17 protein-coding genes are annotated in these 20,730 nt (G+C 62.8%); 13 read left to right on the forward strand and 4 right to left on the reverse strand.

The features are described 5' to 3' along the window. Positions 1 to 6: 6 nt before the first annotated feature. Positions 7 to 1,173 carry an alpha/beta hydrolase gene (locus tag V1293_RS26310; protein ID WP_334513459.1) on the reverse strand — a complete coding sequence of 389 codons (1,167 nt, stop codon included), beginning with the start codon at positions 1,171 to 1,173 and terminating at the stop codon, positions 7 to 9. Positions 1,174 to 1,406: 233 nt separating this feature from the next. Between V1293_RS26310 and V1293_RS26315 the strand changes: the two genes are divergently transcribed. The 8 genes from V1293_RS26315 to V1293_RS26350 all read left to right on the forward strand — a co-directional run bounded on the left by V1293_RS26315 (position 1,407) and on the right by V1293_RS26350 (position 11,311). Further along, on the forward strand, positions 1,407 to 2,270 hold the full coding sequence (locus tag V1293_RS26315; RefSeq protein ID WP_334513461.1) for a GntR family transcriptional regulator: 864 nt from the start codon (positions 1,407 to 1,409) through the stop codon (positions 2,268 to 2,270). A 133-nt stretch (positions 2,271 to 2,403) separates the two neighbouring features. Beyond that, on the forward strand, positions 2,404 to 3,486 hold the full coding sequence (locus V1293_RS26320) for an alpha/beta fold hydrolase (RefSeq protein WP_334513463.1): 1,083 nt from the start codon (positions 2,404 to 2,406) through the stop codon (positions 3,484 to 3,486). 752 nt (positions 3,487 to 4,238) lie between these two features. Then, complete coding sequence (locus V1293_RS26325; RefSeq protein WP_334513464.1) at positions 4,239 to 5,543, forward strand: MFS transporter; 1,305 nt, start codon at positions 4,239 to 4,241, stop codon at positions 5,541 to 5,543. Between the two features lie 77 nt (positions 5,544 to 5,620). Then, a complete protein-coding gene (locus V1293_RS26330) occupies positions 5,621 to 6,364 on the forward strand; it encodes a maleate cis-trans isomerase family protein (RefSeq protein WP_334513466.1) in 744 nt (247 codons plus the stop codon). A 70-nt stretch (positions 6,365 to 6,434) separates the two neighbouring features. Next, complete coding sequence (locus V1293_RS26335; protein WP_334516910.1) at positions 6,435 to 7,229, forward strand: GntR family transcriptional regulator; 795 nt, start codon at positions 6,435 to 6,437, stop codon at positions 7,227 to 7,229. Beyond that, complete coding sequence (locus V1293_RS26340) at positions 7,226 to 8,011, forward strand: aspartate/glutamate racemase family protein (protein ID WP_334513467.1); 786 nt, start codon at positions 7,226 to 7,228, stop codon at positions 8,009 to 8,011. The genes V1293_RS26335 and V1293_RS26340 overlap by 4 nt, the downstream gene beginning before the upstream one ends. Further along, positions 8,008 to 9,420, forward strand: a complete 1,413-nt coding sequence (gene hydA / locus V1293_RS26345; protein ID WP_334513469.1) for a dihydropyrimidinase — start codon at positions 8,008 to 8,010, stop codon at positions 9,418 to 9,420. Before V1293_RS26340 ends, hydA begins: the two co-directional genes overlap by 4 nt. Positions 9,421 to 9,718: 298 nt before the next feature. Further along, positions 9,719 to 11,311 carry a gamma-glutamyltransferase family protein gene (locus tag V1293_RS26350; RefSeq protein WP_334513472.1) on the forward strand — a complete coding sequence of 531 codons (1,593 nt, stop codon included), beginning with the start codon at positions 9,719 to 9,721 and terminating at the stop codon, positions 11,309 to 11,311. A gap of 68 nt (positions 11,312 to 11,379) precedes the next feature. On the opposite strand, the gene V1293_RS26355 is transcribed toward V1293_RS26350, so the two are convergent. The 3 genes from V1293_RS26355 to V1293_RS26365 form a co-directional block, all read right to left on the reverse strand. Continuing rightward, a complete protein-coding gene (locus V1293_RS26355; protein ID WP_334513474.1) occupies positions 11,380 to 12,114 on the reverse strand; it encodes a TetR family transcriptional regulator in 735 nt (244 codons plus the stop codon). 162 nt (positions 12,115 to 12,276) lie between these two features. Next, positions 12,277 to 13,488, reverse strand: a complete 1,212-nt coding sequence (locus tag V1293_RS26360; RefSeq protein ID WP_334513476.1) for an amidohydrolase family protein — start codon at positions 13,486 to 13,488, stop codon at positions 12,277 to 12,279. A 63-nt stretch (positions 13,489 to 13,551) separates the two neighbouring features. After that, positions 13,552 to 14,550 carry a polysaccharide deacetylase family protein gene (locus tag V1293_RS26365; RefSeq protein WP_334513478.1) on the reverse strand — a complete coding sequence of 333 codons (999 nt, stop codon included), beginning with the start codon at positions 14,548 to 14,550 and terminating at the stop codon, positions 13,552 to 13,554. 148 nt (positions 14,551 to 14,698) lie between these two features. On the opposite strand from V1293_RS26365, the gene V1293_RS26370 reads away from it, so the two are divergent. The 5 genes from V1293_RS26370 to V1293_RS26390 all read left to right on the forward strand — a co-directional run bounded on the left by V1293_RS26370 (position 14,699) and on the right by V1293_RS26390 (position 20,726). Then, positions 14,699 to 15,913, forward strand: a complete 1,215-nt coding sequence (locus V1293_RS26370) for an ABC transporter substrate-binding protein (protein WP_442894289.1) — start codon at positions 14,699 to 14,701, stop codon at positions 15,911 to 15,913. A 40-nt stretch (positions 15,914 to 15,953) separates the two neighbouring features. Then, complete coding sequence (locus V1293_RS26375) at positions 15,954 to 16,829, forward strand: branched-chain amino acid ABC transporter permease (RefSeq protein ID WP_334513480.1); 876 nt, start codon at positions 15,954 to 15,956, stop codon at positions 16,827 to 16,829. Continuing rightward, positions 16,826 to 19,360, forward strand: a complete 2,535-nt coding sequence (locus V1293_RS26380) for a branched-chain amino acid ABC transporter ATP-binding protein/permease (protein ID WP_334513481.1) — start codon at positions 16,826 to 16,828, stop codon at positions 19,358 to 19,360. The genes V1293_RS26375 and V1293_RS26380 overlap by 4 nt, the downstream gene beginning before the upstream one ends. 126 nt (positions 19,361 to 19,486) lie before the next feature. Next, positions 19,487 to 20,326: an oxamate carbamoyltransferase subunit AllH family protein gene (locus V1293_RS26385; protein ID WP_334513482.1), complete on the forward strand. Its 840-nt coding sequence runs from the start codon at positions 19,487 to 19,489 to the stop codon at positions 20,324 to 20,326. Between the two features lie 187 nt (positions 20,327 to 20,513). Next, the gene (locus V1293_RS26390) at positions 20,514 to 20,726 is read left to right on the forward strand and encodes a hypothetical protein (protein ID WP_334513483.1); all 213 of its coding nucleotides are present in this window, start codon (positions 20,514 to 20,516) and stop codon (positions 20,724 to 20,726) included. Positions 20,727 to 20,730: the final 4 nt, after the last annotated feature.

The following is a 20,730-nucleotide window of genomic DNA, read 5'->3' on the forward strand; positions in this document are numbered from 1 at the left end:
GCTTCGTCAATGCGACCGACTGCTCGCCGCGCCAGATATTCGATGGGTCACGATTGTTGACAGAAATTGCGCAGCTACGAGCAGCGGCGCGCGTACCGCAAGCTCCGCGACCATTGTTGCAGCCCGCTGGATCGGATTGACCCAGATGACTGGTAAAGTATTCGGCATCGGCGCAGTGGTGGACATCGATCGTCGAGGCATATCGGTAATCGCCCGAGCGACGAGACGATGGGCGCGACGTGCTTCACCAAACACCAAGTCCATCGAGAAAAAGCCGTGAACCTGTCCCTCGAAGCGATGATGCGTGACTTTTCCCCCCGCAGTGCGCAGACATCCCGCATAGGTTTCGCCGTCATGGCAGAGTATGTCGGCCCCTGCCGTCAACACCAGGGCTGGCCGCAGCCGGGAATGATCTTTCGCGCGGTAGGGAGAGATGCGCGGATCGGCGGGATCGAGTCTGGAGCCATGTTCGCCAAAACACTGCTCTCCGAACCAGTCGATCGTGGACCAGTCAAGCAATGGTCCGTCGACACTGCGGTCACAGAGAGCCATTGTGCAATCGCTGCACGGATAGACCAGTACCTGCAGCGCGGGAGATGGTTCGTTGTTGTCACGACTGCGCAAGCAGACCAATGCCGAGAGCGTTGCTCCCGCGGAATCGCCGCCAACCGCGACCCGGCCGGGATCGCAGCCCAGCGCCGCGGCATTGCGGATCGCCCACTGCGTCGCCGCATAAGCGTCGTCGACCGCATCGAGGCAGCCATGTTCCGGCGCGAGCCTGTAATCCACCGAGACGACGACCGCACCTGAGCGGTTGGCCAGCGAACGACAGGTCGGGTCGGCGGTCTCGAGATCGCCCACGGTAAAACCGCCGCCATGGAACCACACCAGAAGCGGACGTGGCGACGCGCCCGACAACGGCACGTAAATTCGTATCGGAATATCGCCGCGCGGCGATGCGACGATGGCCGCTCCCACCGAGCGTACCGGCTGCCAAGTCGATGTCGCCCTGATCAGAAAGCGGAAATCGTTGCGCGCCTCATCGACGGTGCGGTCCGCAAACGAGGGCCAGCCGAACAAATCCATTCCGTCGATCCAGAATTGCGCGCGCCAGTCCACTCTGGCGAGGGGGCGCTTTTGTGCACCCGGACTTTGCCGAAAGATCGCATTCATTGGCCTGTCCCTCGCGCCAGCGTTCACAATATTATTTTCCGACGGGCTGGTCCTTATCATGCTAAAGTGCTAATCTTAGCATTAATGGATGTCAATGGCAGAAATCTGTCCTCGATCTCCGGGGCTCCTGCTGAACGCGGGCGAAGGTTGCGGACGGCCGACCATCGCGGCGGCTATGGTATTGACGGGTTTGGCGAGTTCATTTCGCCGATGAAACAGCGTTCGGAGCAATGATGACGGTTGCGCAGACGATCAGCTGGCCCGCCCACAACGGCGCAAAAGTCGACGACAACGATCGGATTGCGCTCTATGTCCGCCTCTCACGCATCTTTCGCCAGCACATCGCCTCCGGCGCGTGGGAGCGCGGCGCCCGCCTTCCGACGATTCCCGAGCTGTGCCGGGAATATCAGGTTGCGGCCATCACGGTTCGTCAGGCGCTCGGACTGCTGTCGAACGATGGACTGATTATCAGCCGAAGGGGAAGTGGCACCTACGTCACTGGTGTGCCCTCGGTTGACAACTCCGAACATCGGACCGCGAACAGCAGTCTGCACGCCCCGATTCCAACTCCGAAAATCAAGATTCTCAAACGTGCGCGACACGTCGCGCTGCCGCCGGAATTGTCATCGGACCAGGACGACGAATCCTACGCGCAGGTCATGAAGATTCATTACAGCGAGGCCGCACCTTTTGCAGTAATGAATGTTTTTGTCGCAAGCCGCGCCTACGAACGTCTCCCCAGGGGACGTGAGGAGACGACAAGAATTTCGGCGCTGTTTCGCGAATTCAGCGGGATACCGATCGCCCGCGATCGGCAGTTGTTCACGATTTCCTATGCCGATCGAGCCATCGCGCAGCATCTGAAATGCTCGCTTGGCAGCGTGCTCATTCAGATGCGGTCATGGTGGTTCGACGATGACGACAAGGTCGTGTTCGCCGGCAGCTTTCTCTACCGCGGCGACATGTTCGTCCTTGAGCGCGGCAGCCTGCACCCGGTGCAGGGGCTGTTGCCATCTGCGCATGTATCGTTGCCAAAGAGCGGGACCAGAAACGGAAGCGGCCGTTCGAAAGGCGGCTCAAAATCGAAAACCGACTAATCCCTATGCCGATCGCGCGGATGGACATGGGAATAGGGCGCGAGCGCCGATGACTGGGTGAACGATCGCGGGAGGATGGAGGCATGGCCAGCAAGAACTTCGATCTAATGCTCGCCGAGCGCGGAGGCCATCGATGACCACCGCTGCACCCCAAAGTGATCCATCGGTTGCCGCGCGAATCCAGAGCGAGGTTCAGCGTGCGATCCAGCGCAACATCAAGGGTGTGGAGTATTTTACATCGCCTGCTCCGGCCGTCGGCTCCACGCCCAAGGACGTGCTCCATGTTCGCGGCACGATGAACCTCTACCACTATCACCCACTTGCCGGAGAGGTTTACCGGGTGGCGGTCCTGCTCGTGATGGCGCCGACCAATCGCGCCTATGTATTCGACATGGCGCCAGGTCAGAGCCTCGTCGAATTTCTGCTCAAGCGGGGTTACGATGTCTTTGCGCTTGACTGGGCCCCGCCGCGGCCGGATGAAAAAAAGCTGCAGTTTGACGACTACGCCCTCGATTTCATCCCCGACGCGATTCGACGCATCCAGATCGAAACCGGTGAACCGGATGTCACGATCCTCGGGTATTGTGCAGGCGGGATCCTGTCGTTGATCTACACATCTCTGAACGCCGGCGGGCCGGTCAGAAATCTCGTCTGTTTTACGACGCCGATCGATTTTCACCAGATGACGCTGTTCCGGAACTGGTCCGATGAACGGCACTTCGACGTCGATAAACTGGTGGACAGTCTTGGCAACGTGCCGCCGGAGGTTGTTACTGCCGGGTTCGACATGTTGCGTCCAGCGTCGCGCGTTTTTGCGCAGATAAATTTGTGGGACAACATCTGGAACGATGAGTATGTAAAATCGTACCGGATGTTCGATCGATGGGGCGCAGATACGCTGCCGCTACCGGGCGAGTATTTCCGGCAGATGATCAAGGACCTGCTTTGGCGGAACAAGCTCCACAACAACGAGCTCGTCGTCGGCGGCCGCAAAGTCAATCTGTCAAACATCAAGATACCGATGCTGCACGCCGTGGCGGAGCACGACCACATCGCTCCCTATGAGGCGACCAAGCACCTGATCCCCAAGATCGGATCGGCCGACAAGGAGGAAATCGTGTTCAAGGGAGGCCACGTCAGCGTTATTGCCGGTGCCAACGCTATCCGACGTCTCTGGCCGAAACTCGACAACTGGCTGGGAGTTCGTTCGACATGACCCCTGGTGTCATCGACGGTTGATAAAGGCCATCTTCGATCGCCTCGATAATGCTGCTGATCGCTTTCTCGACCTTGGTTAGTCCTGCACGCCATGCAGCGCCGTTAGAGCGCCGATTGCGATTGAGCCGGTTCGTCTCCTCCGCGTAGGCGCGCATCCTCGCAGACGCGCATCGAATCCCGTCAGGCCAATCTGGACCTCGTCGTCGCTGCTGCATCTCGGTCGTTACATTCGCTCCTAGTAGCCACTGCAAACTCAAGCCCAATAAAACGCGCCGAATCACAAGGATCCGCATCCCGGAGCGAGGTGTTGGCGAGGCCCTAGCTTCATTCGGAGAGTGAGAACAGAAGATGCCATCGATCTCGGCTCCAGGTGGCAGACGATTTTCGGAGTTCTACCGCGAAGCGTCAGTTGATCGTCGATCGTTGACCCAACGCCAAGTAGACTCAATTTGCCACGCGATCGATTTCCGTGACCGCTCTCCCGTGACGATTTGATGCGGTGCAAGTTCATGATGGACGACGGCGGGAAGACAAGCCCAAGCCCACCCAGCGGTCTCGCTCGGAGATACAAATCCAGATGATAGAAACTGCAGGAAAACCAAGCCCTTAAGAATAATTGCATGCAATATGCTATTTTTTTCTTGCGCTGGGGCGTGTGCTGCCCTACACCGCGAGGACCCGCATCAACTCCCGCCGAAGAGCAGTCATCGAAAACATAAGGAGGGTGGGTCGAAGCAACGGAGGGTGACTATGGACGGGCGTGCCACGACGGCGGATGGCGCTTTGGCGCTGAAGCGGACCAATGTTCGCTGGAAGATCTTTTTCCTGATGTTGTTCTTGATCGCGATCAACTACATCGATCGCGCATCATTGTCCGTCGCGATGCCGATCATCGCGAAAGAATTCAATCTCGATCCGGCGACTCAGGGCCTGATCCTCAGCGCGTTCTTCTGGACCTACGCCTTCATGCAGGTTCCCGGCGGCATGCTGGCTGACAAGTTCAAGCCGCGCATCGTCATCGCCGTTGCGACGATCGGCTGGGGGTTCTTCCAGGCTGTCGCCGCGCTCTCGACGAGCTGGTTCATGCTGGTGCTGACGCGTCTTGGGCTCGGCGCGACGGAAGCGCCGATCTATCCGGCCGGCGGCAAGCTGAACGCGATCTGGATGACGCAAAACGAGCGTGCCCGCGGCGCGACCCTGCTCGACGGCGGTGCTCCGCTCGGAGCGGCACTGGGCGCAATCGTGATCGCGTGGTTGATCGCGGCGTTCGATTCATGGCGGCTGGCATTCATCGTCGCCGGCGTGGGCACTATGCTGTGCGGCTTCCTCGCCTGGTGGTACATCCGCAACACCCCGCGCGAGCATCCCTCCATCAATGACGGCGAGGCGCGTTTCATCGAGACGGCGCACGCGCTCGAAGACGCCCAGGCACCGGCCTCGAGGGGCGGCAGTGTGGGCGCATACTTCCGCTACCGTTCGGTCTGGCTGATGTGCTGCGGCTGGATGTTCTTCAACACGGTGTTCTATGGGCTTCTGACCTGGCTGCCGAGCTACCTATTCAAGGTGCATGGTTTCGACATCAAGACGCTGGGCGGCGCCTCCTTCATCATCTTCTTCGCCGGCTTCATCGGTGAACTCGTGGGCGGGCTGATCGGCGACGCCTGGCGGGCGCGTGGCGGCACCCCCAACGCCGTCTTCCGTACGCTGTTCGGGATCGCGGCCTTGATCGCCACGGCTTCGATCTTTGCGGTTGCCTATGTGCGCGATCCAATCATCGTCGTCGCGCTGTTGTCGACCACGCTGTTCTTCCTGCGCTGGTGCGGGATGTACTGGGCCATCCCCTCGATGTTGGCGACGCGGGATCGTGCCGGTTTCCTCGGCGGCTGCATGAATCTCGGCGGCAACATCGCGGGCATTACAGTGCCGATCATCGTTGGCTTCATTGTCCAGATGACGGGATCGTATTTCCTGGCGCTGATGTTCTTCGCCGCGGCGGGCATGGCCCTGTTCGGCTGCTCGACCGCGATCGACTACAGCCGCAAGCTGCCGGTGTAGGGCAATTGAGCCATGCCTCCCCGGGGCAATGCCCCAGGGGGCGCAACGGCTGATCAAGCGAAGCGGGAGCAAGACAGATGACACGACGCGTTCGCCTCGGGATGCTCACGCCATCGTCCAACACCGTGCTCGAGCCGGTCACGATGGCGATGCTCGCCGGCCTGCCCGAGGTGTCCGCGCATTTTTCCCGCTTCAAGGTCACGGAAATCGCGCTCTCCGCACAGGCGCTCGGCCAGTTCGACGACACCGAGATCCTGCGCGCCGCCGAACTCCTGGCGCATGCCAAGGTCGATGCCATCGCCTGGAACGGCACATCAGCGAGCTGGCTCGGCTTCGATCGGGACGAGCATCTCTGCGAGCGCATCCGCGAGGCGACCGGCATCGCGGCGTGCACTTCCGTGCTGGCCTTCCGCGAGCTCTTTGAGCGATCCGGCGTTCGACGGGTCGGGCTCGTCACGCCGTATCTGGATGATGTCCAATCCAAAATCATGGCCAACTGGCAGGCCTCCGGATTCCACTGTACCGCCGAGCGCCATTTGCGGCTGCAGGACAATTTCTCGTTCGCGGAGGTGGAGGAAGAGGAGATCGCAGGTCTGGCGCGCGCGGTGGCGCGTGAAGGGTGCGATGCGATCGCAATCGTCTGCACCAATATGCGCGGCGCGGGGCTTGTCGAGCGGCTGGAGGGAGAACTCGGCATCCCCATCTATGATTCGATTGCAACGACGTTGTGGAAGAGTCTCAATGTGGCCGGCGTCGCTCCCTCGCGCGTCAGGCAATGGGGTAGTCTGTTCCGCGACGAGCGGCTGACGACCCCGCAATGACAGCTTTTGATGTGATTTCGATACGGTCTCCGGGGGCGAACGCGATGGATTGCCGCCGCGGGAGAGGATGATGGCGCAGGGAAGGCAGGCAAAGGCTGACGTTCGGCGTGGCCGGTCCGCCATCGCGGGCAGGCGCCTCCGATTCCATCGGACGGGTCTGCATGAGCAGACCATAGAACGGCTGCGAACCTTGATCATCCGCGGCGACCTCGCGCCGGGGGAGACCCTGGTCGAAGCGGATCTTTCGGAGGCGCTTGGCATTTCGCGCACGCCACTCCGCGAGGCCTTGAAACTATTGGCCTCGGAAGGATTGGTCGAACTGCGCCTGAACCGGAGCGCGATGATTACGCCGATCCGCGAAAGCGAGATCGAGGAATTGTTCGAAGCCGTCAGCGGGATCGAGCGCATCGCCGCCGAACTTGCCGCCATCCGCATGACCGCACGCGATCTGGAAAAACTGAAGAGTTTGCAGGAACGTATGGAGCGCTTTCACGATTCCGGGAAGCTGCGGGACTATTTCGAGCTGAATCAGCAGATCCACAGCTTCATCGTGGCCTGTGCGCGCAACGGGGCGTTGAAGGCGACGCACCACTGGCTGCTCAGCCGTGTCGAGCGAGCCCGCTTCTTTGCCCTGTCGTCCCAGGAGCGATGGGACGAATCGGTGCAGGAGCACCGGGATCTGCTCGACGCGCTGGAAGCGCGCGATGCCGATCGCGCCGGCCGGGTGCTGGCCCGGCACGTGGTCCGAACCGGAGTTGTGGTGAAGGAGATCTTCAATAAGTCGCGCGAGGCGGCGCAAGATCCCGTCCGCGACGATGCCGTGGGATACGACGCGCGCAAGGCGCAGCAAGAGGGTCACCGATGAGAATTCTGCTCCTCAACCCGAACACGAGCCAAGGCGTCACCGAGCTATTGCTGTCCACCGGGCGCACGGTCGCTGCGCCGGGCACCCAGCTCATTCCGTGCACCGCGCCGCGCGGCGTTCCCTACATCGCGACGCGGGCGGAGGCGCAGATCGGGGGCGTGATCGCGCTGGAACTGCTCGCCGAGCATCAGCACGAGGTCGACGCGGCGATCATTGCCGCATTTGGCGATCCCGGCCTGTTTGGCGCGCGCGAGCTGTTCGATTTCCCGATCGTCGGCATGGCCGAGAGCGCGATGCTGACGGCCTGCATGCTGGGCCGGCGATTTTCGATCGTCACGTTCGCGCGGGCGCTCGGTCCCTGGTATCAGGAGTGCGTCGACATGCACGGATTGCGGGATCGCTGCGCCAGTATCCGTATGCTCGACGGCGCGTTTCAATCGATCTCCGACGTCCAGGAGGAAAAGCAGGCGTTGCTGGTCGGGCTTGCCAATCGGGCCGTGCAGGAGGACGAAGCTGATGTCATCATCCTGGCCGGCGCGCCGCTCGCAGGTCTCGCCGGCAAGATCAAATCGCAAATTCCAGTTCCGGTGGTCGATCAGATCGCGGCGGCGGTAAAGCAGGCCGAGGCGCTCGCGGCATTGGCGCCCCGGAAGGCGACGGTGGGAACGTTCCGCCGGCCGGATCCGAAGTCCACCATCGGGCTACCGGAGGCGCTCGGCCGTCACATCGAGCATCGCGGCGGGAACGGAAATGGCGCCTCGCAGAAGGAAACCAGACCATGAGCGGTCTCGACGTCGTCATCCGCGGCGGCACCATCGCCACCGCGTCAGACACATTTGAGTGCGATGTCGGCATTCGTGACGGTCGGATCGCGGTGTTGGGACGCGACCTTGGGATCGCGCGCGAGACGATCGATGCGACTGGCAAGCTGGTTTTGCCCGGCGGTATCGACAGCCATGTCCATTTTGCGCAGCCGTCGGGTCCCGACATCGTCATGGCTGATGATTTCGAGAGCGGCACGCGTTCCGCGGCGTTCGGGGGCAACACCACGGTGCTGCCGTTCTGTCTGCAGAAAAGGGGCCATTCGCTGCGGGAGGCAGTGAAGAACTATCATCGGCTTGCCGATGGAAACTGTTACGTCGACGTGTCCTTTCACCTGATCATTTCCGATCCGACAGAGCAGGTTCTGGGGCAGGAGCTGCCGGCCCTGATCGAGGACGGCTACACGTCGTTCAAGGTGTTCATGACATATGAAGACCTGGCGCTGTCCGACCGCGAGATCCTCGAGGTAATGTCGGTGGCGCGCGAGACCGGCGCGCTGGTGATGGTGCATGCCGAGAACTACGACGCCATCCGGTTTTTGACCGATCGCCTGGAGCGCGCCGCGAAGACGGCGCCGTATTATCATGCGATCTCGCGCCCGATCGCGGTCGAGCGCGAGGCGACCCATCGCGCGATCACGCTCGCCGAGCTTGTCGATGTGCCTGTCATGATCGTCCACGTTTCCAACCGCGAGGCGATGGAGGAGATCAGACGAGCGCAGCAAAAGGGACTGAAGGTCTACGGGGAAACCTGTCCGCAATATTTGGTGCTCACGGAGAATGACCTTCAGGGGCTCAATATGGAGGGGGCCAAATACGTCTGCTCGCCGCCGCCGCGCGACGAAGCCAGTCAGGCCGCCTGCTGGGAGGGAATCCGCACCGGCGTCTTCTCGGTGTTTTCGTCGGATCATTGCCCGTTCCGCTATGACGATCCGCGAGGAAAGCTGGCGCCAAAGGGACGTACGAGCTTCCGCTGGGTGCCGAATGGCATTCCCGGCGTGGCGACGCGCCTGCCGATCCTGTTTTCAGAAGGCGTCGTCAAGGGGCGCATCGACCTTAACCGCTTCGTCGCGCTGACCTCAACCAATCATGCCAAGACCTACGGTCTCTACCCGCGTAAGGGCACGATCGCGGTTGGAGCGGATGCCGATATCGTGGTTTGGGATCCGCACAAGCGCGTCACCATCACACACGATCTGCTTCGCGACGGCCCGGACTACACGCCCTACGAGGGGCGGGAGATCACTGGCTGGCCGATCGTCACCATGGTGCGGGGGCGGGTGGTGGTGAGGGATGGCGAGCTTGTCGGCCTCCGTGGCCACGGCGCGTACTTGCCGCGCGGGAAGTCCTCGATGGCTGCATTGGCCTGAAGCTCATAAGGCGTGCGCGATTGTGTCTGATTTTGTTCGGGACGCGGACGAATATCCGAGCTGCCAATTCATGCCGATCTCTTCAGATTCGCAGTATGGCGGATCAACGTCGTTCGTGTGGATACGTTAGAGACGAATTGGCTGACGGATCTCGGCGTTATCACGCGCAATCCTTCTCGCGCACCTATCTTTACCAGCTCTTAACAGGATTAGCCGTGCAGATACGGGACTAGTTGATCGCTTGACAATGTAAGTAAAAAAATTATTACAAAAGGAGACTCTGGAGGGAAGTGCCCCGATGTTGCAGACGAAACGAAGCTACGGCGGAATGGTGACTGCGCCGCACCATCTTGCGGCGCAGGCTGGGCTCGCTGTCCTGTCGGAAGGCGGCAACGCCATCGAAGCAATGATCGCATCCGCCGCAACGATCGCCGTGGTCTATCCTCATATGAACGGCCTTGGCGGCGACGGCTTCTGGCTGATCGGCCAGGCCGGCTCGACGCCGGTCGGAATTCAGGCCTGTGGACGGTCTGCGATGGCAGCGGACCGTGCCTGGTATCGCGAGCGCGGCTTTAGCAGCATTCCAAGCCGCGGCCCCCTAGCAGCACTGACCGTCGCCGGCACCGTCGATGGCTGGCAAAAGGCCTATGAGCTCAGCCGCGATCGCCATGGCGGGCGATTGCCGCTGTCGCGCCTTCTCGAGCCTGCGATTGTCCATGCCGCCGACGGCGTGGCCGTGTCGCAGACGCTGCGCGACAATGCCACGAAGAAGCGCCCCGAACTGCACGATGTGCCGGGCTTTGCCGAGCTCTATCTGCCGCAGGGCGCCCCGCCTGCGATCGGCGCGCGGCTGCGGCAGCCGCGCGTGGCAGAGACACTGAGGCGATTGTCGCAGGCCGGTCTGTCCGATTTCTATCGCGGCGACCTGGCGCGTTCGATGGCGGCCGATCTCGAACGGGTCGGCAGCCCGCTCCGGCTTTCCGATCTGGAGCAGCATCAGGCATCGCTGGTGACGCCGCTGTCGGTCGAGGTGGCCGGGCACAAGGTGTTCAACATGCCGCCGCCGACGCAGGGCCTGGCCTCGCTCCTGATTCTTGCGCTCTATGCCCGGCGCATGGCGAACGAGGTCGACGGCGTCGATCACCTGCACCGGTTGGTTGAGAGCACGAAGGCCGCGTTCCGCATCCGCAACCGTTACGTGACCGATCCTGATTACATGGAGCGGCCGGCGGTAGAGTTTCTCACAGACGAATCCATCGCGGCCCTTGAGAAGACAGTCTTCGTCGATCGCGCGGCGCCCTGGCCTGACCCGCCGAGGCAAGGCGACACGGTTTGGCTCGCTGCGACCGATCGCAACGGTCTCAGCGTCAGCTTCATTCAAAGCATCTACTGGGAGTTCGGCTCGGGCTTCATACTGCCGCAGAGCGGCGTGACCTGGCAGAACCGCGGGACGAGCTTCAGCCTCGCCGAGACCGATACCAACCGGCTGGAGCCGGGGCGGCTGCCATTTCACACCATCCAGCCCGCGATGGCTGAACTCGGTGACGGCCGGCTGATGTCGTATGGCACGATGGGCGGGGAGGGGCAGCCGCAAACTCAAGCGGCGATCTTTACGCGCTATGCACTGCATGGCCAGAATCTGCAGTCCGCGGTCACAGCGCCGCGCTGGCTGCTTGGTCGAACTTGGGGCGAGGAGAACAACAACCTCAAGATCGAATCCCGGTTCGATCCCGCCGTCATCGGTTCGCTACGGAGGCTCGGCCACGACATTCAAATGGTCGGCCCGTTCGAAGAGTTCATGGGCCACGCCGGCGCAATCGTCTGGCACCCGGATGGCCTCCTTGAAGGCGCCAGCGATCCGCGCAGCGACGGCGCCGTTGCAACATGCTGAGGGGCAGCCCCGATCAGGCCCTGGCGCGTGAGCGCGGAAATGTCGCCGTTGTAAAATTGCCGCCGCGATCAGGGCTGGCGCGCGCTGCCGGCTGTCGTCTTTCCTGCGGCAGGCTTCCGCTTCCGTTCACCTGTGGTTGCGGTCAGCCAGGTCAGGATCACGTCCTGCGCGTGCTGACGGCGCAGCTCCAGCCAGTCCGGCTCGCCCAGATCCCTATCGAACATCGCCGACAGCGTGTACCGGTTCGAGACGTGGAAATAGCTCATTGCCGTGATCGAGACGTAGAGCTGGATTGGATCGACGTCGCTGCGAAATAGTCCAGCCGCCAGGCCGCGGCGAAGGACGCTTTCGATGCTCGCGACCAGGGGCAGCGTAAGTTCGGCGATCTTGCGCGATTTGCGCAAATTCCGTCCACGCTGGAGGTTCTCGTTGTTGATCAGGGCGATGTAGTTCTGGTGTTGCTGAAAGAAGGTGAATGTGAAGTTGATCAGCTCGCGCATCGCCGCGATGGGTTCGAGGTCGTCCAGATTGAGTTGCTGTTCGGCCGCGCGGATTTCGGTGTAGACGTGCTCGAGTACCGCGAGGTAGAGGCCGTTCTTGTCGCCGAAGTAGGCATACAAGAGGCGCATATTGGCTTTGGCGCGCTGCGTGATGGCTTCAACCCGGGCCCCGCCAAGGCCGTTGCGGCAGAACTCGAACGTCGCCGCGCGCAGGATCGATTCCTTCGTCAGCGCGGAATCGCGCGTCCGTCTGCCGCGCGTGGTGCTGCGGGCCGGGTTGGTCGGTGCTGTCGTCTCAGTCACGGCACAATCTTTTCTCAAGTTTCAGGACGCCCGCGCAGGCGATGCGCACCCGCTCGTCATTTCCGATGGAATGCGGAGGCTTGCCGCGCAGGCCGGCGGGATTGAGACCGCTATTGCGGCGGCTCGTCAAGGGGGCATCCCCTTCCGGTGCATTTCTCCACATCAGCGGGGGGCCATTATGATCGCCCCGTTCCGAGCGACGAGTCGCCCCCTCTTGTAGACGTCGCGCGGCTTCGGCCGGGCCACCACCGCTTCCTGGACGTGGCGCGCATCGAGCACGACGAAGTCTGCCGGGGCGCCCTCGATCACACCATATCCCGAGAGGCCGAGCGCCCGCGCCGCGTCTGTCGTCACCATGTCGAAGGCAGTCGCTAGGTCCGCGTCCGTGCTGAAGCCCGAGCGGTAGCCGACGATCATGGCGCGTTCGAACAGATCGCCATCGCCGTAAGGCCACCAGGAATCGCGGATATTGTCGTTGCCGGCGAACACATTGACGCCGGCGTCGCGAAGCAGCAGCACCGGCGGAAACGCGTGGGCCCCGGGAGCGTTGGTCAGGATCGCAACTCCGGCCTCGGCGAGCAGCTGTGCGATCCGCTGGGCGACGTCACGTGCCACCTCGCCCAGCGCATAAGCATGGCTGATCGTGACCTTGCCGCCCAGCCCCAGGGCTTTCGTCCGATGCGCGATCTTCTCGATCTCGGAGATGCCGAGCAGGCCGCCATCATGCAGGTGAATGTCGATACCGACCCCACGCCGATTGGCGATGCCGAAGATGACGTCGAGATGTCCGTCAACGTCGCCATCGTAGCCTGCGGGATCTAGCCCGCCGACCAGGTCCGCACCGGCGCGGACCGCCTCGTCGAGCAACTCCGCTGTACCCGGCGACGTCACGATGCCGCTTTGCGGAAAGGCGACGATCTGAACCGACACCTTGTCTCGGTGCGCGTCCCGTGCCGCCAAGACCTGTTCGAGATTGCGCAGCCTGACCTGCGTGTCGATGTCGACATGGCTGCGCATCTGGGTCGTGCCATGCGAGACGCAGAGGTCGATCAAAGCGGCGGCCCGCACCGAGATCGGTTTGGCTTCGGCAAGCGCCTGCTTTTCGAACAGGACCCGCTCGCGAACGTTGAAGCCGGCGGTGCAGGGACGATGGGGTTTCCAGTCGTCGCCGACGAAGCCCTTGTCGAGATGGATGTGACCATCGACCAGGCCAGGCAGCACAAGGCGTCGGCCGAGATCGATTGTTTCGCCGACCGACCCATACGTTTTCGGTGCGGACGCGATCGCGACGATACAGCCGTCCTTGACTGCGATATCGACCGTTCGCCCGTCAGCCAGTCGGGCGTTTCGAAAAAGCCTGTCGATGGTGGTCAATGGAAGTCTCCGGGATCGTGGGAAGGGCGAGGGTTGAAGCGCGACGTGTCGGCTGTGGGTTCGCTAGGCCGGGACGATGCCGTCGGGTAACGCGCGCGAGAACGCAGCGATCCCGCCGGCGGTTGTAAGCCAGATCTCGTGACGCCGCGCGACGATCGCCTGCAGCGCGCGTCGCAGCGGGCGCAGGCGATGCGGCTGGCCGACCAGGTACGGGTGCAGCGCGATGCCCATCACGAGCGATTGCCTGGTGGATTGTGCCAGCAACTCCTCGAAAGTATCGGTGATCATGGTGGCGAATTGTTCGCCTGAATCCTTTCGCCCGGCGATCGAAGGGATGTCGTTCAATTCCTGCGGGTAAGGCACCGAAAGGATGCGCCCGCCGTTTCGCGTCGAAAACCACACCGGCTGATCGTCCATGCACCAGTCGAGTAGATACTGGTAGCCCGCTTCGGCGAGCAGATCGGGCGTAACTGGCGACTGCGAGATCCACGGTCCGAGCCAGCCGCGAGGCGGCCGCCCCTCAGCGCGGGCGATGATGTCGGTGGCCTCCTCGATCAGCCGCCGCTCCTCGGCCTCCGGCATAATCCCCTGGCGCTCGGAGTTCGTTCGGCCATGACCGACAACTTCATCTCCACGTGCACGGAAGGCATCCATCAGTTCGGGACAGTAGTGATAGATGCTGCTGTTCGCGAGCACGGAGACCGGTAGCGCCAGCTTGTCGAAGAGATCGATCAATCGCCATGCGCCGACTCGGTTGCCGTAATCACGCCACGCGTAGTTGAGGACATCCGGCTGCGGGCCACCGGGGCAGAGCTCGGCTCCAAGCCCTTCGCCGAACGCGAAATGCTCGAGGTTGAGTCCGATGTACACCGCAAGGCGCCGTCCTTCCGGCCAGCTGAAATCCGGGCGACGCCCAATGGCGCTGTAACGATAGCGACCGTGAGCGGCGAGGGGCGGTCTGACGTGATCCGCGCGCAATGCCTGTTCCCCGCGCGACAAACGATCGCCGTCCTCCTCGAGGGAGATCAACACATCCCGCGCTTCGACGATTTTCGCGCCCATTCGAAATTTCCTCCGCGCGGTCGATCGCCGCTTGACATTGATGCAATTCTGAAGAAAGTTCTTACTTCCGTCAAGTCCGCGCATAGGCGGCAGCGGAGGAGTTGGCCGCCGTTATCTCGGGGCTGCCATCAGCGGGAGGACACCCAAAATGAGCTACACCAGTATTGCCATTGCCTCGATCGGACTTGTGCGTCGCCGTGCGATCTTGCAGGCCGCGGCGGCCATCTTCCTCGGCGCGTTGCCGCTTGCGCAGGGCGCGCGCGCTGCCGAGCCGATCAAGATAGGACTTGTTACAGCGCTCTCGGGCCAGTCGGCGCGCGCCGGCGAAGCGCTGACGCGCGGGGCCACGATCGCGATCGAGGAAATCAATGCGAAGGGCGGCGTACTCGGCCGTCCGCTCGAACTCGTTCGCCGCGATGACGAGAGTAATCCGGCCAAGGGGCTGATCGCGGCGCGCGAACTCATTCAGCGTGAGAAAGTCGCGGTTCTGGTCGGCGGTCTAGATACGCCGGTCGAGCTTGCCATCGTACCCTTTGTCAACAACGTCAAAATGCCGTTCGTGGTGCCGTGGGCTGCCGGGACGAACATCACGCAGAATGGTGCCCCGTCCAACTACGTGTTTCGCGTCTCCGCCATGGACGATGAGGTCGATAAGGCGATCGTTCAGTTCTCGCGCAAGACCTACAGCTCGAAGAAGCCGGGGCTCATTCTCGTCAACAATCCCTGGGGCGAGTCGAACGAGCATGGCCTGAAGGCCGCCTTGAAGGCCGCCGGAATCGAACCCGCCGGTATCGAGAAGTTCGAGCCCAACGACGTCGACGTCGTCTCGCAGCTGTCGCGCCTGAAGCAGACCGGCGCCGACACCCTGTTCCTGGTCGGGAATGTCGGTCCGTCCTCCCAGGTCGTGAAGTCGCTTGATCGCATGGCCTGGGCTCCGCCGATCGTGTCGCATTGGGGACCGGCTGGCGGCCGCTTCACCGAGCTCGCCGGACCAAACGCGAAGAACGTGATCTTCGTGCAGACCTACAGCTTCTTCGGCAATCTCTCGCCGGTCGGCAAGCGAGTGATGTCGGCGCTGCAGGCGAAGTACTCGGACATCAAAGGGCCCGCGGACGTGACGCCCGCGGTCGGCGTGGCCAATGCCTATGACACCATCCTGGTGATTGCCCGCGCGATCGAAAAGGCCGGCAGCACCGACCCGACCGCTATTCGCGACGGCTTCTACGCCATCGATCGGGTGGAAGGGCTGATCAAGACCTATGAGAAGCCGTTCGCGCGGGACAAGCACGATGCGCTGACGGCGAGCGACTACATCTGGGCCCGATTTGAAGACAACCGCATCATGCCGTTCGTCCAGAACTGATCGCGCACAATCGTCCAGCAAGCAAGCAGGGTAGTCATCGATGTCATTTCTTCCCGCGGTGATAACAGGACTGGCGCTCGGGAGCATGTACGGGCTGCTCGCGCTCGGCTTCCACGTCACTTATGCCGTATCCGGCACTGTCAATTTCTCCCAGGGCAGCTCGATGACCCTGGGAGCCGTCGCCGGATACTTCTTCCTCGTGGTGTGGGGATGGCCGGCCGCGGCCGGCATCCCTGCCGTTCTGCTCGTTTGTGCGATCTACGGCCTGCTGATCGAACGCTTTGCCGTGCGTCCGTTCGTGCAGCGTGGATCGGACAACTGGCTGATGGCAACAGTTGCGGTCGGCATCATTGTCGACAATGTGATGCTGTTCGTTTTCGGCAAGGAGCCGCGCAGCTTTCCATCCATGCTGGCGGCCAAGCCGATCCAGATCGTGGAGGGCGCGGGCGTCTACCCGCTGCAGCTCCTGATTCCCGTGGTCGGCCTGCTGCTGGCGCTGGCGCTTCACCTGCTCAGCCGCCGGACGCGCCACGGCGTCGCCATGCTCGCGGTGGTCCAGAACCCGAACGCTGCGCGGTTGATGGGTATCAATGTCAGCGGCGCCATCGCCGCGAGCTACGCGGTGTCTGCGGTGCTGGCGGGAGTGGCGGCTCTGCTGATCGCGCCCCTGTTTAATGTTTCCTCCGAGATGGGCACGCTGTTCGGCATCAAGGCCTTCGCGGCGGCGATCATCGGTGGCCTCGGCAGCGCTTGGGGTGTGATGCTGGCAGGACTATGCCTCGGCTTGATCGAGGTGTTCGCCACCAACTATCTCGGTTCGGTCTACACCCAGATCATCACCTTCGCCTCCGTGATCCTCATTCTCGTCGTTCTTCCCCACGGGCTGCTCGGCCGAGCCGGAGTTAAAAAGGTATGACCTCGCGCGTCTCCGTTCTTGCCGCTGTCGCGGCACTCGCGGCCGCGGTCTTCTATGCCGCCGTTGCCGACAGCTACGCGGTGTTCCTGATCGCGACCATCTCGCTGACGGCGATCGCCTGCATCGGCCTCAACGTGCTGCTCGGCCTTGCGGGGCAGATCTCGCTCGGGCACATCGGCTTCATGGCGATCGGGGCCTACACGACCGTGCTTCTGATGGAGAAGGCAGGCTGGCCCTACCTTGCGGCGACGGCCGCCGCGATCACCCTCGTTAGCGTCGTCGGCGGGCTCCTCGCCATGCCTGCGTTGCGCGTGCGAGGTCCGTATCTCGCAATGGTGACGATCGCCTTCGGCTTCATCGTCGAGCACGGCACGATCGAATGGCGTGACCTGACGGGCGGTGGTAACGGCCTGATCTTGAGCGTGCCGCCGACCGTTTTCGGCCTTCAGCTGTCGGAACGGCATCTGGCGATCGCGGGCATCGTCTTGGTCTTTGCCGGGCTTATCCTGTTCGAGCGGCTGAAGCGAAGCGGCTGGGGCTACGCTATGCGCGCAGCCCGCGATACGGAGGTTGCGACCCGTTCGATCGGCATTGACCTTGTGCGCGTACGCACCGTGGCTTTCGTCATCTCGGCCGCCGCGATGGCGCTGGCCGGGGCCCTGTTTGCTCCACTCCAGGGCTATATTAGCCCGAGCTCGTTCCCCTTCTTGCAATCGATTCTGCTGCTGTTCGGAGTGATGGTCGGCGGCGCCGGCTCGACTCTTGGGCCGGTGATCGGTGCTGCGCTCGTGGTGCTGCTGCCGGAATTGCTGTCCGACCTCGCGGAATATCGCCTGCTTGCATTCGGCGTACTGCTCTTCGCTGTGCTGCGGGTCGCTCCATCCGGCGTTGTGGGACTCATCGAGCAGCTCGCTGCAAAATTCCTGCCGGCGCGATCGAAGGCCGAGGCGACCGCGGTTAGCGTCGAGCCGGTCGCCGACCTCGGCATCGAAAACAGCAGCCCGTCGCGCCTTGACGTCACAAACCTCTCGATCTCGTTCGGCGGTGTTCGCGCCGTCCAGGATGTGTCGTTCACTGCTGAACCCGGTGCGGTGACCAGCGTCATCGGGCCTAACGGCGCGGGGAAAACCAGCGCGCTCAATCTGCTCTGCGGCTTCTATCGCCCCAAATCCGGCACGGTGAAACTTGGAGACCGCGACGTCACGGGCATGCCGTCGCACCAGCTTGCGCGTGTCGGCGTGGCGCGGACATTCCAGACGACGCAGTTGTTCGGCTCTCTCTCTATCATCGAAAACGTCCTACTGGCCGAGACCGCGGGCAGGCTCGGCGGCATCGTGTCCGCGCTTCACAACGATGGGAAGGACCGCTTCGCGCGATCCCTGTTGCGCTTTGCAGGCGTTGACGGCGATCCCGATCGGCGGGCCGACTCGCTGCCCCATGGCGAGAAGCGGCTGGTCGAGATTGCCAGGGCGCTCGCATTGCGGCCGAAGATCCTGCTGCTTGACGAGCCGGCCGCGGGTCTCTCGAAGGGCGACAAGCAGCGATTGACGATCCTGCTCCGCCGCATCTCGGATCTCGGGATCGCGGTCATCATCGTCGAGCACGACATGCCGATGATCATGTCGCTCAGCGACCTCATCGTCGTGCTTGACGGCGGCAAGCGCATCGCGATCGGCGATGCAGCCGCCATCCGCAACGACCCGCTGGTCCGCAAAGCGTATCTCGGCGACGCGCCGTCGGGTGAACGCGGCCGCGCACCACGCCCGGCGAAGGAGGGCACGGCGCTGGAAGTCCGCGCGCTCGATTCCTTCTATGGCTTGTCGCGGGCGCTCACAGGGATCGACCTCACGGTCGCGCCGGGCGAGGCGGTTGCCGTGCTCGGCGCGAACGGCGCGGGGAAAACCACCCTGATGCGCTCGATTGCCGGTCTCGAACCGCCGCGGTCGACGGGAGAAATCCGGTTGTCCGACGCCCGCATCGACAAGATGCCGGCCCATATCCGGGCCCGGGTTGGCGTCGTGCTGGTACCCGAGGGACGGCAGGTGTTTCCCGAACTGACGGTGCGGCAGAACCTGCAGCTTGGCGCCTACGCGCGCAAGGGTCTCGATCTCGACGCGGAAATCGAGGCGATATTTACCCGCTTCCCGCGCCTGAAAGAGCGCATCAATCAGCGCGCAGGCCTTCTGTCCGGCGGCGAGCAGCAAATGCTCGCGGTGGCACGCGGGCTTCTCACCGCGCCGAAGGTCCTGATGCTCGACGAGCCGTCGCTCGGGCTGGCGCCGCTTGTCGTCGATGAGCTGTTCGCGTCGTTCGAGCGGCTGCGCGTCGAAGGTATGACTCTGATCGTGGTCGACCAGATGGCCGGGCAAGCTCTTGCCCTGGCCGACAGGGCCTACCTGCTGGAGACAGGTGCCATCCTCAAAAGTGGCGCCGCTGGGATCATCGCCGAGGATCCTCTGCTCGAAGCCGCCTATCTCGGTGGGGAAGCCCAGGCCGGCGCCGCGCAGCGGTTCGCGGCCCAGGCCTCCTGAGGGGCGAGGAGCGAGCGGATGTTTCACGGCGACGACGATTCCAACGGCAAGCTGCAGGACCGGTGCAGCATGCCGGTCGAGGGGCGCCCCGAGACTAGGGCGACCGCCGCCTGTGCCGCTGTGGAAATGGGGCTTCTCGCCAAAAAAGTGCTCCGCAATGGAGCCGCGGGTCAGGTTGTGACGGTGTTCGAGCGTTCATTCTACGCGACGCTCGGCGGGAACTGGATTTGCGTTGGACGACCCGACATCGGCTCAGGCCCGTTGCATCTGCTCGGCAACTTCGATTTGTCACGGCCGGCGATCGGCGATGCCGTGCGGGTTGCGGAATCCATCCTTTGGGTTGCCGGCGCGCCGCTCGCAGAGCTGGCCTCGGCGTCCGTGTGGGCGCCGAGCGCCGTGCCCCGCTGGTCGGAGGGCAGTCTGCGGCGCGGTCTGCATGCCGTCGATGAGATTTGGAGAGGGGATCTGACCGCGGGTGGCTTGGCCTCCGCGGGATCTGGACGAACTCCAGTCGAAGCTGCATCCGCGCTGGTTCAGGCTGCCAGGCCTGGCCTTGTCGCTTTGGAGCGCATCGTCGCGCGTTCGGCTGGCGAGTCGGACAATATGTCCGGGCTTGGCGGCTTGATCGGTCTCGGGCCGGGCCTTACGCCGTCCGGCGACGACCTGATCGGCGGTGCGCTGATTGCGTTGGCCGCACTTGATCACACCGAGCGTCGCGACGTGCTGTGGGGCCGTTGCCTTACGCTGATCGCGCACACCAACGATATCAGCAGGATCCATCTGCAGGCCGCGGCGCTCGGCTACGGTGCGGCCGCGCTGCATGCCGCTATCCACGTAGTGATGAGTGGTCAGACCGCACGACTTCACCACGCCCTCAAGGCGTTGACTGCGGTCGGTCACACATCCGGACTGGACGCATTTGCGGGCAGTCTCATCGTCCTGCGCCACGCCATTCGAAAGCAGTGACGCGAGCGTCGCGGTTTCCATCAAATTTCGAGTTCTCCCAGACTGCTCCGAACAATGTTCGGAGCTTTTTTTGTGATCGATATTCATTCTGACCGAGCCCGCGACGCGATCGAGCACCGAAATTCCCTTTCAAGAAAATTCAGCCTTGACTAAGTAAGTGTTTTCTTATTAGCTCGACGAAACGGGAATGAACTTGTTGGGGCAGGAGACGATGACGGATCAGGAAAGGCCACAGTATCAGCTATTGCTGGCGCGCAAGGTCGAAGTCGCAAATGTCGGGCTGGAGGGGTTCGTGAAGGACCTGCGCGACTGCGGCATCGACGTCGTTCATGTCGACTGGAAGCCGTCGGCGGGCGGAGATCCGCAGATGGCGGCCCTGCTTGCAAAGCTTGGTATATGAGGGC

It is taken from the genome of Bradyrhizobium sp. AZCC 1693 (assembly GCF_036924745.1).
Taxonomy (GTDB): domain Bacteria; phylum Pseudomonadota; class Alphaproteobacteria; order Rhizobiales; family Xanthobacteraceae; genus Bradyrhizobium.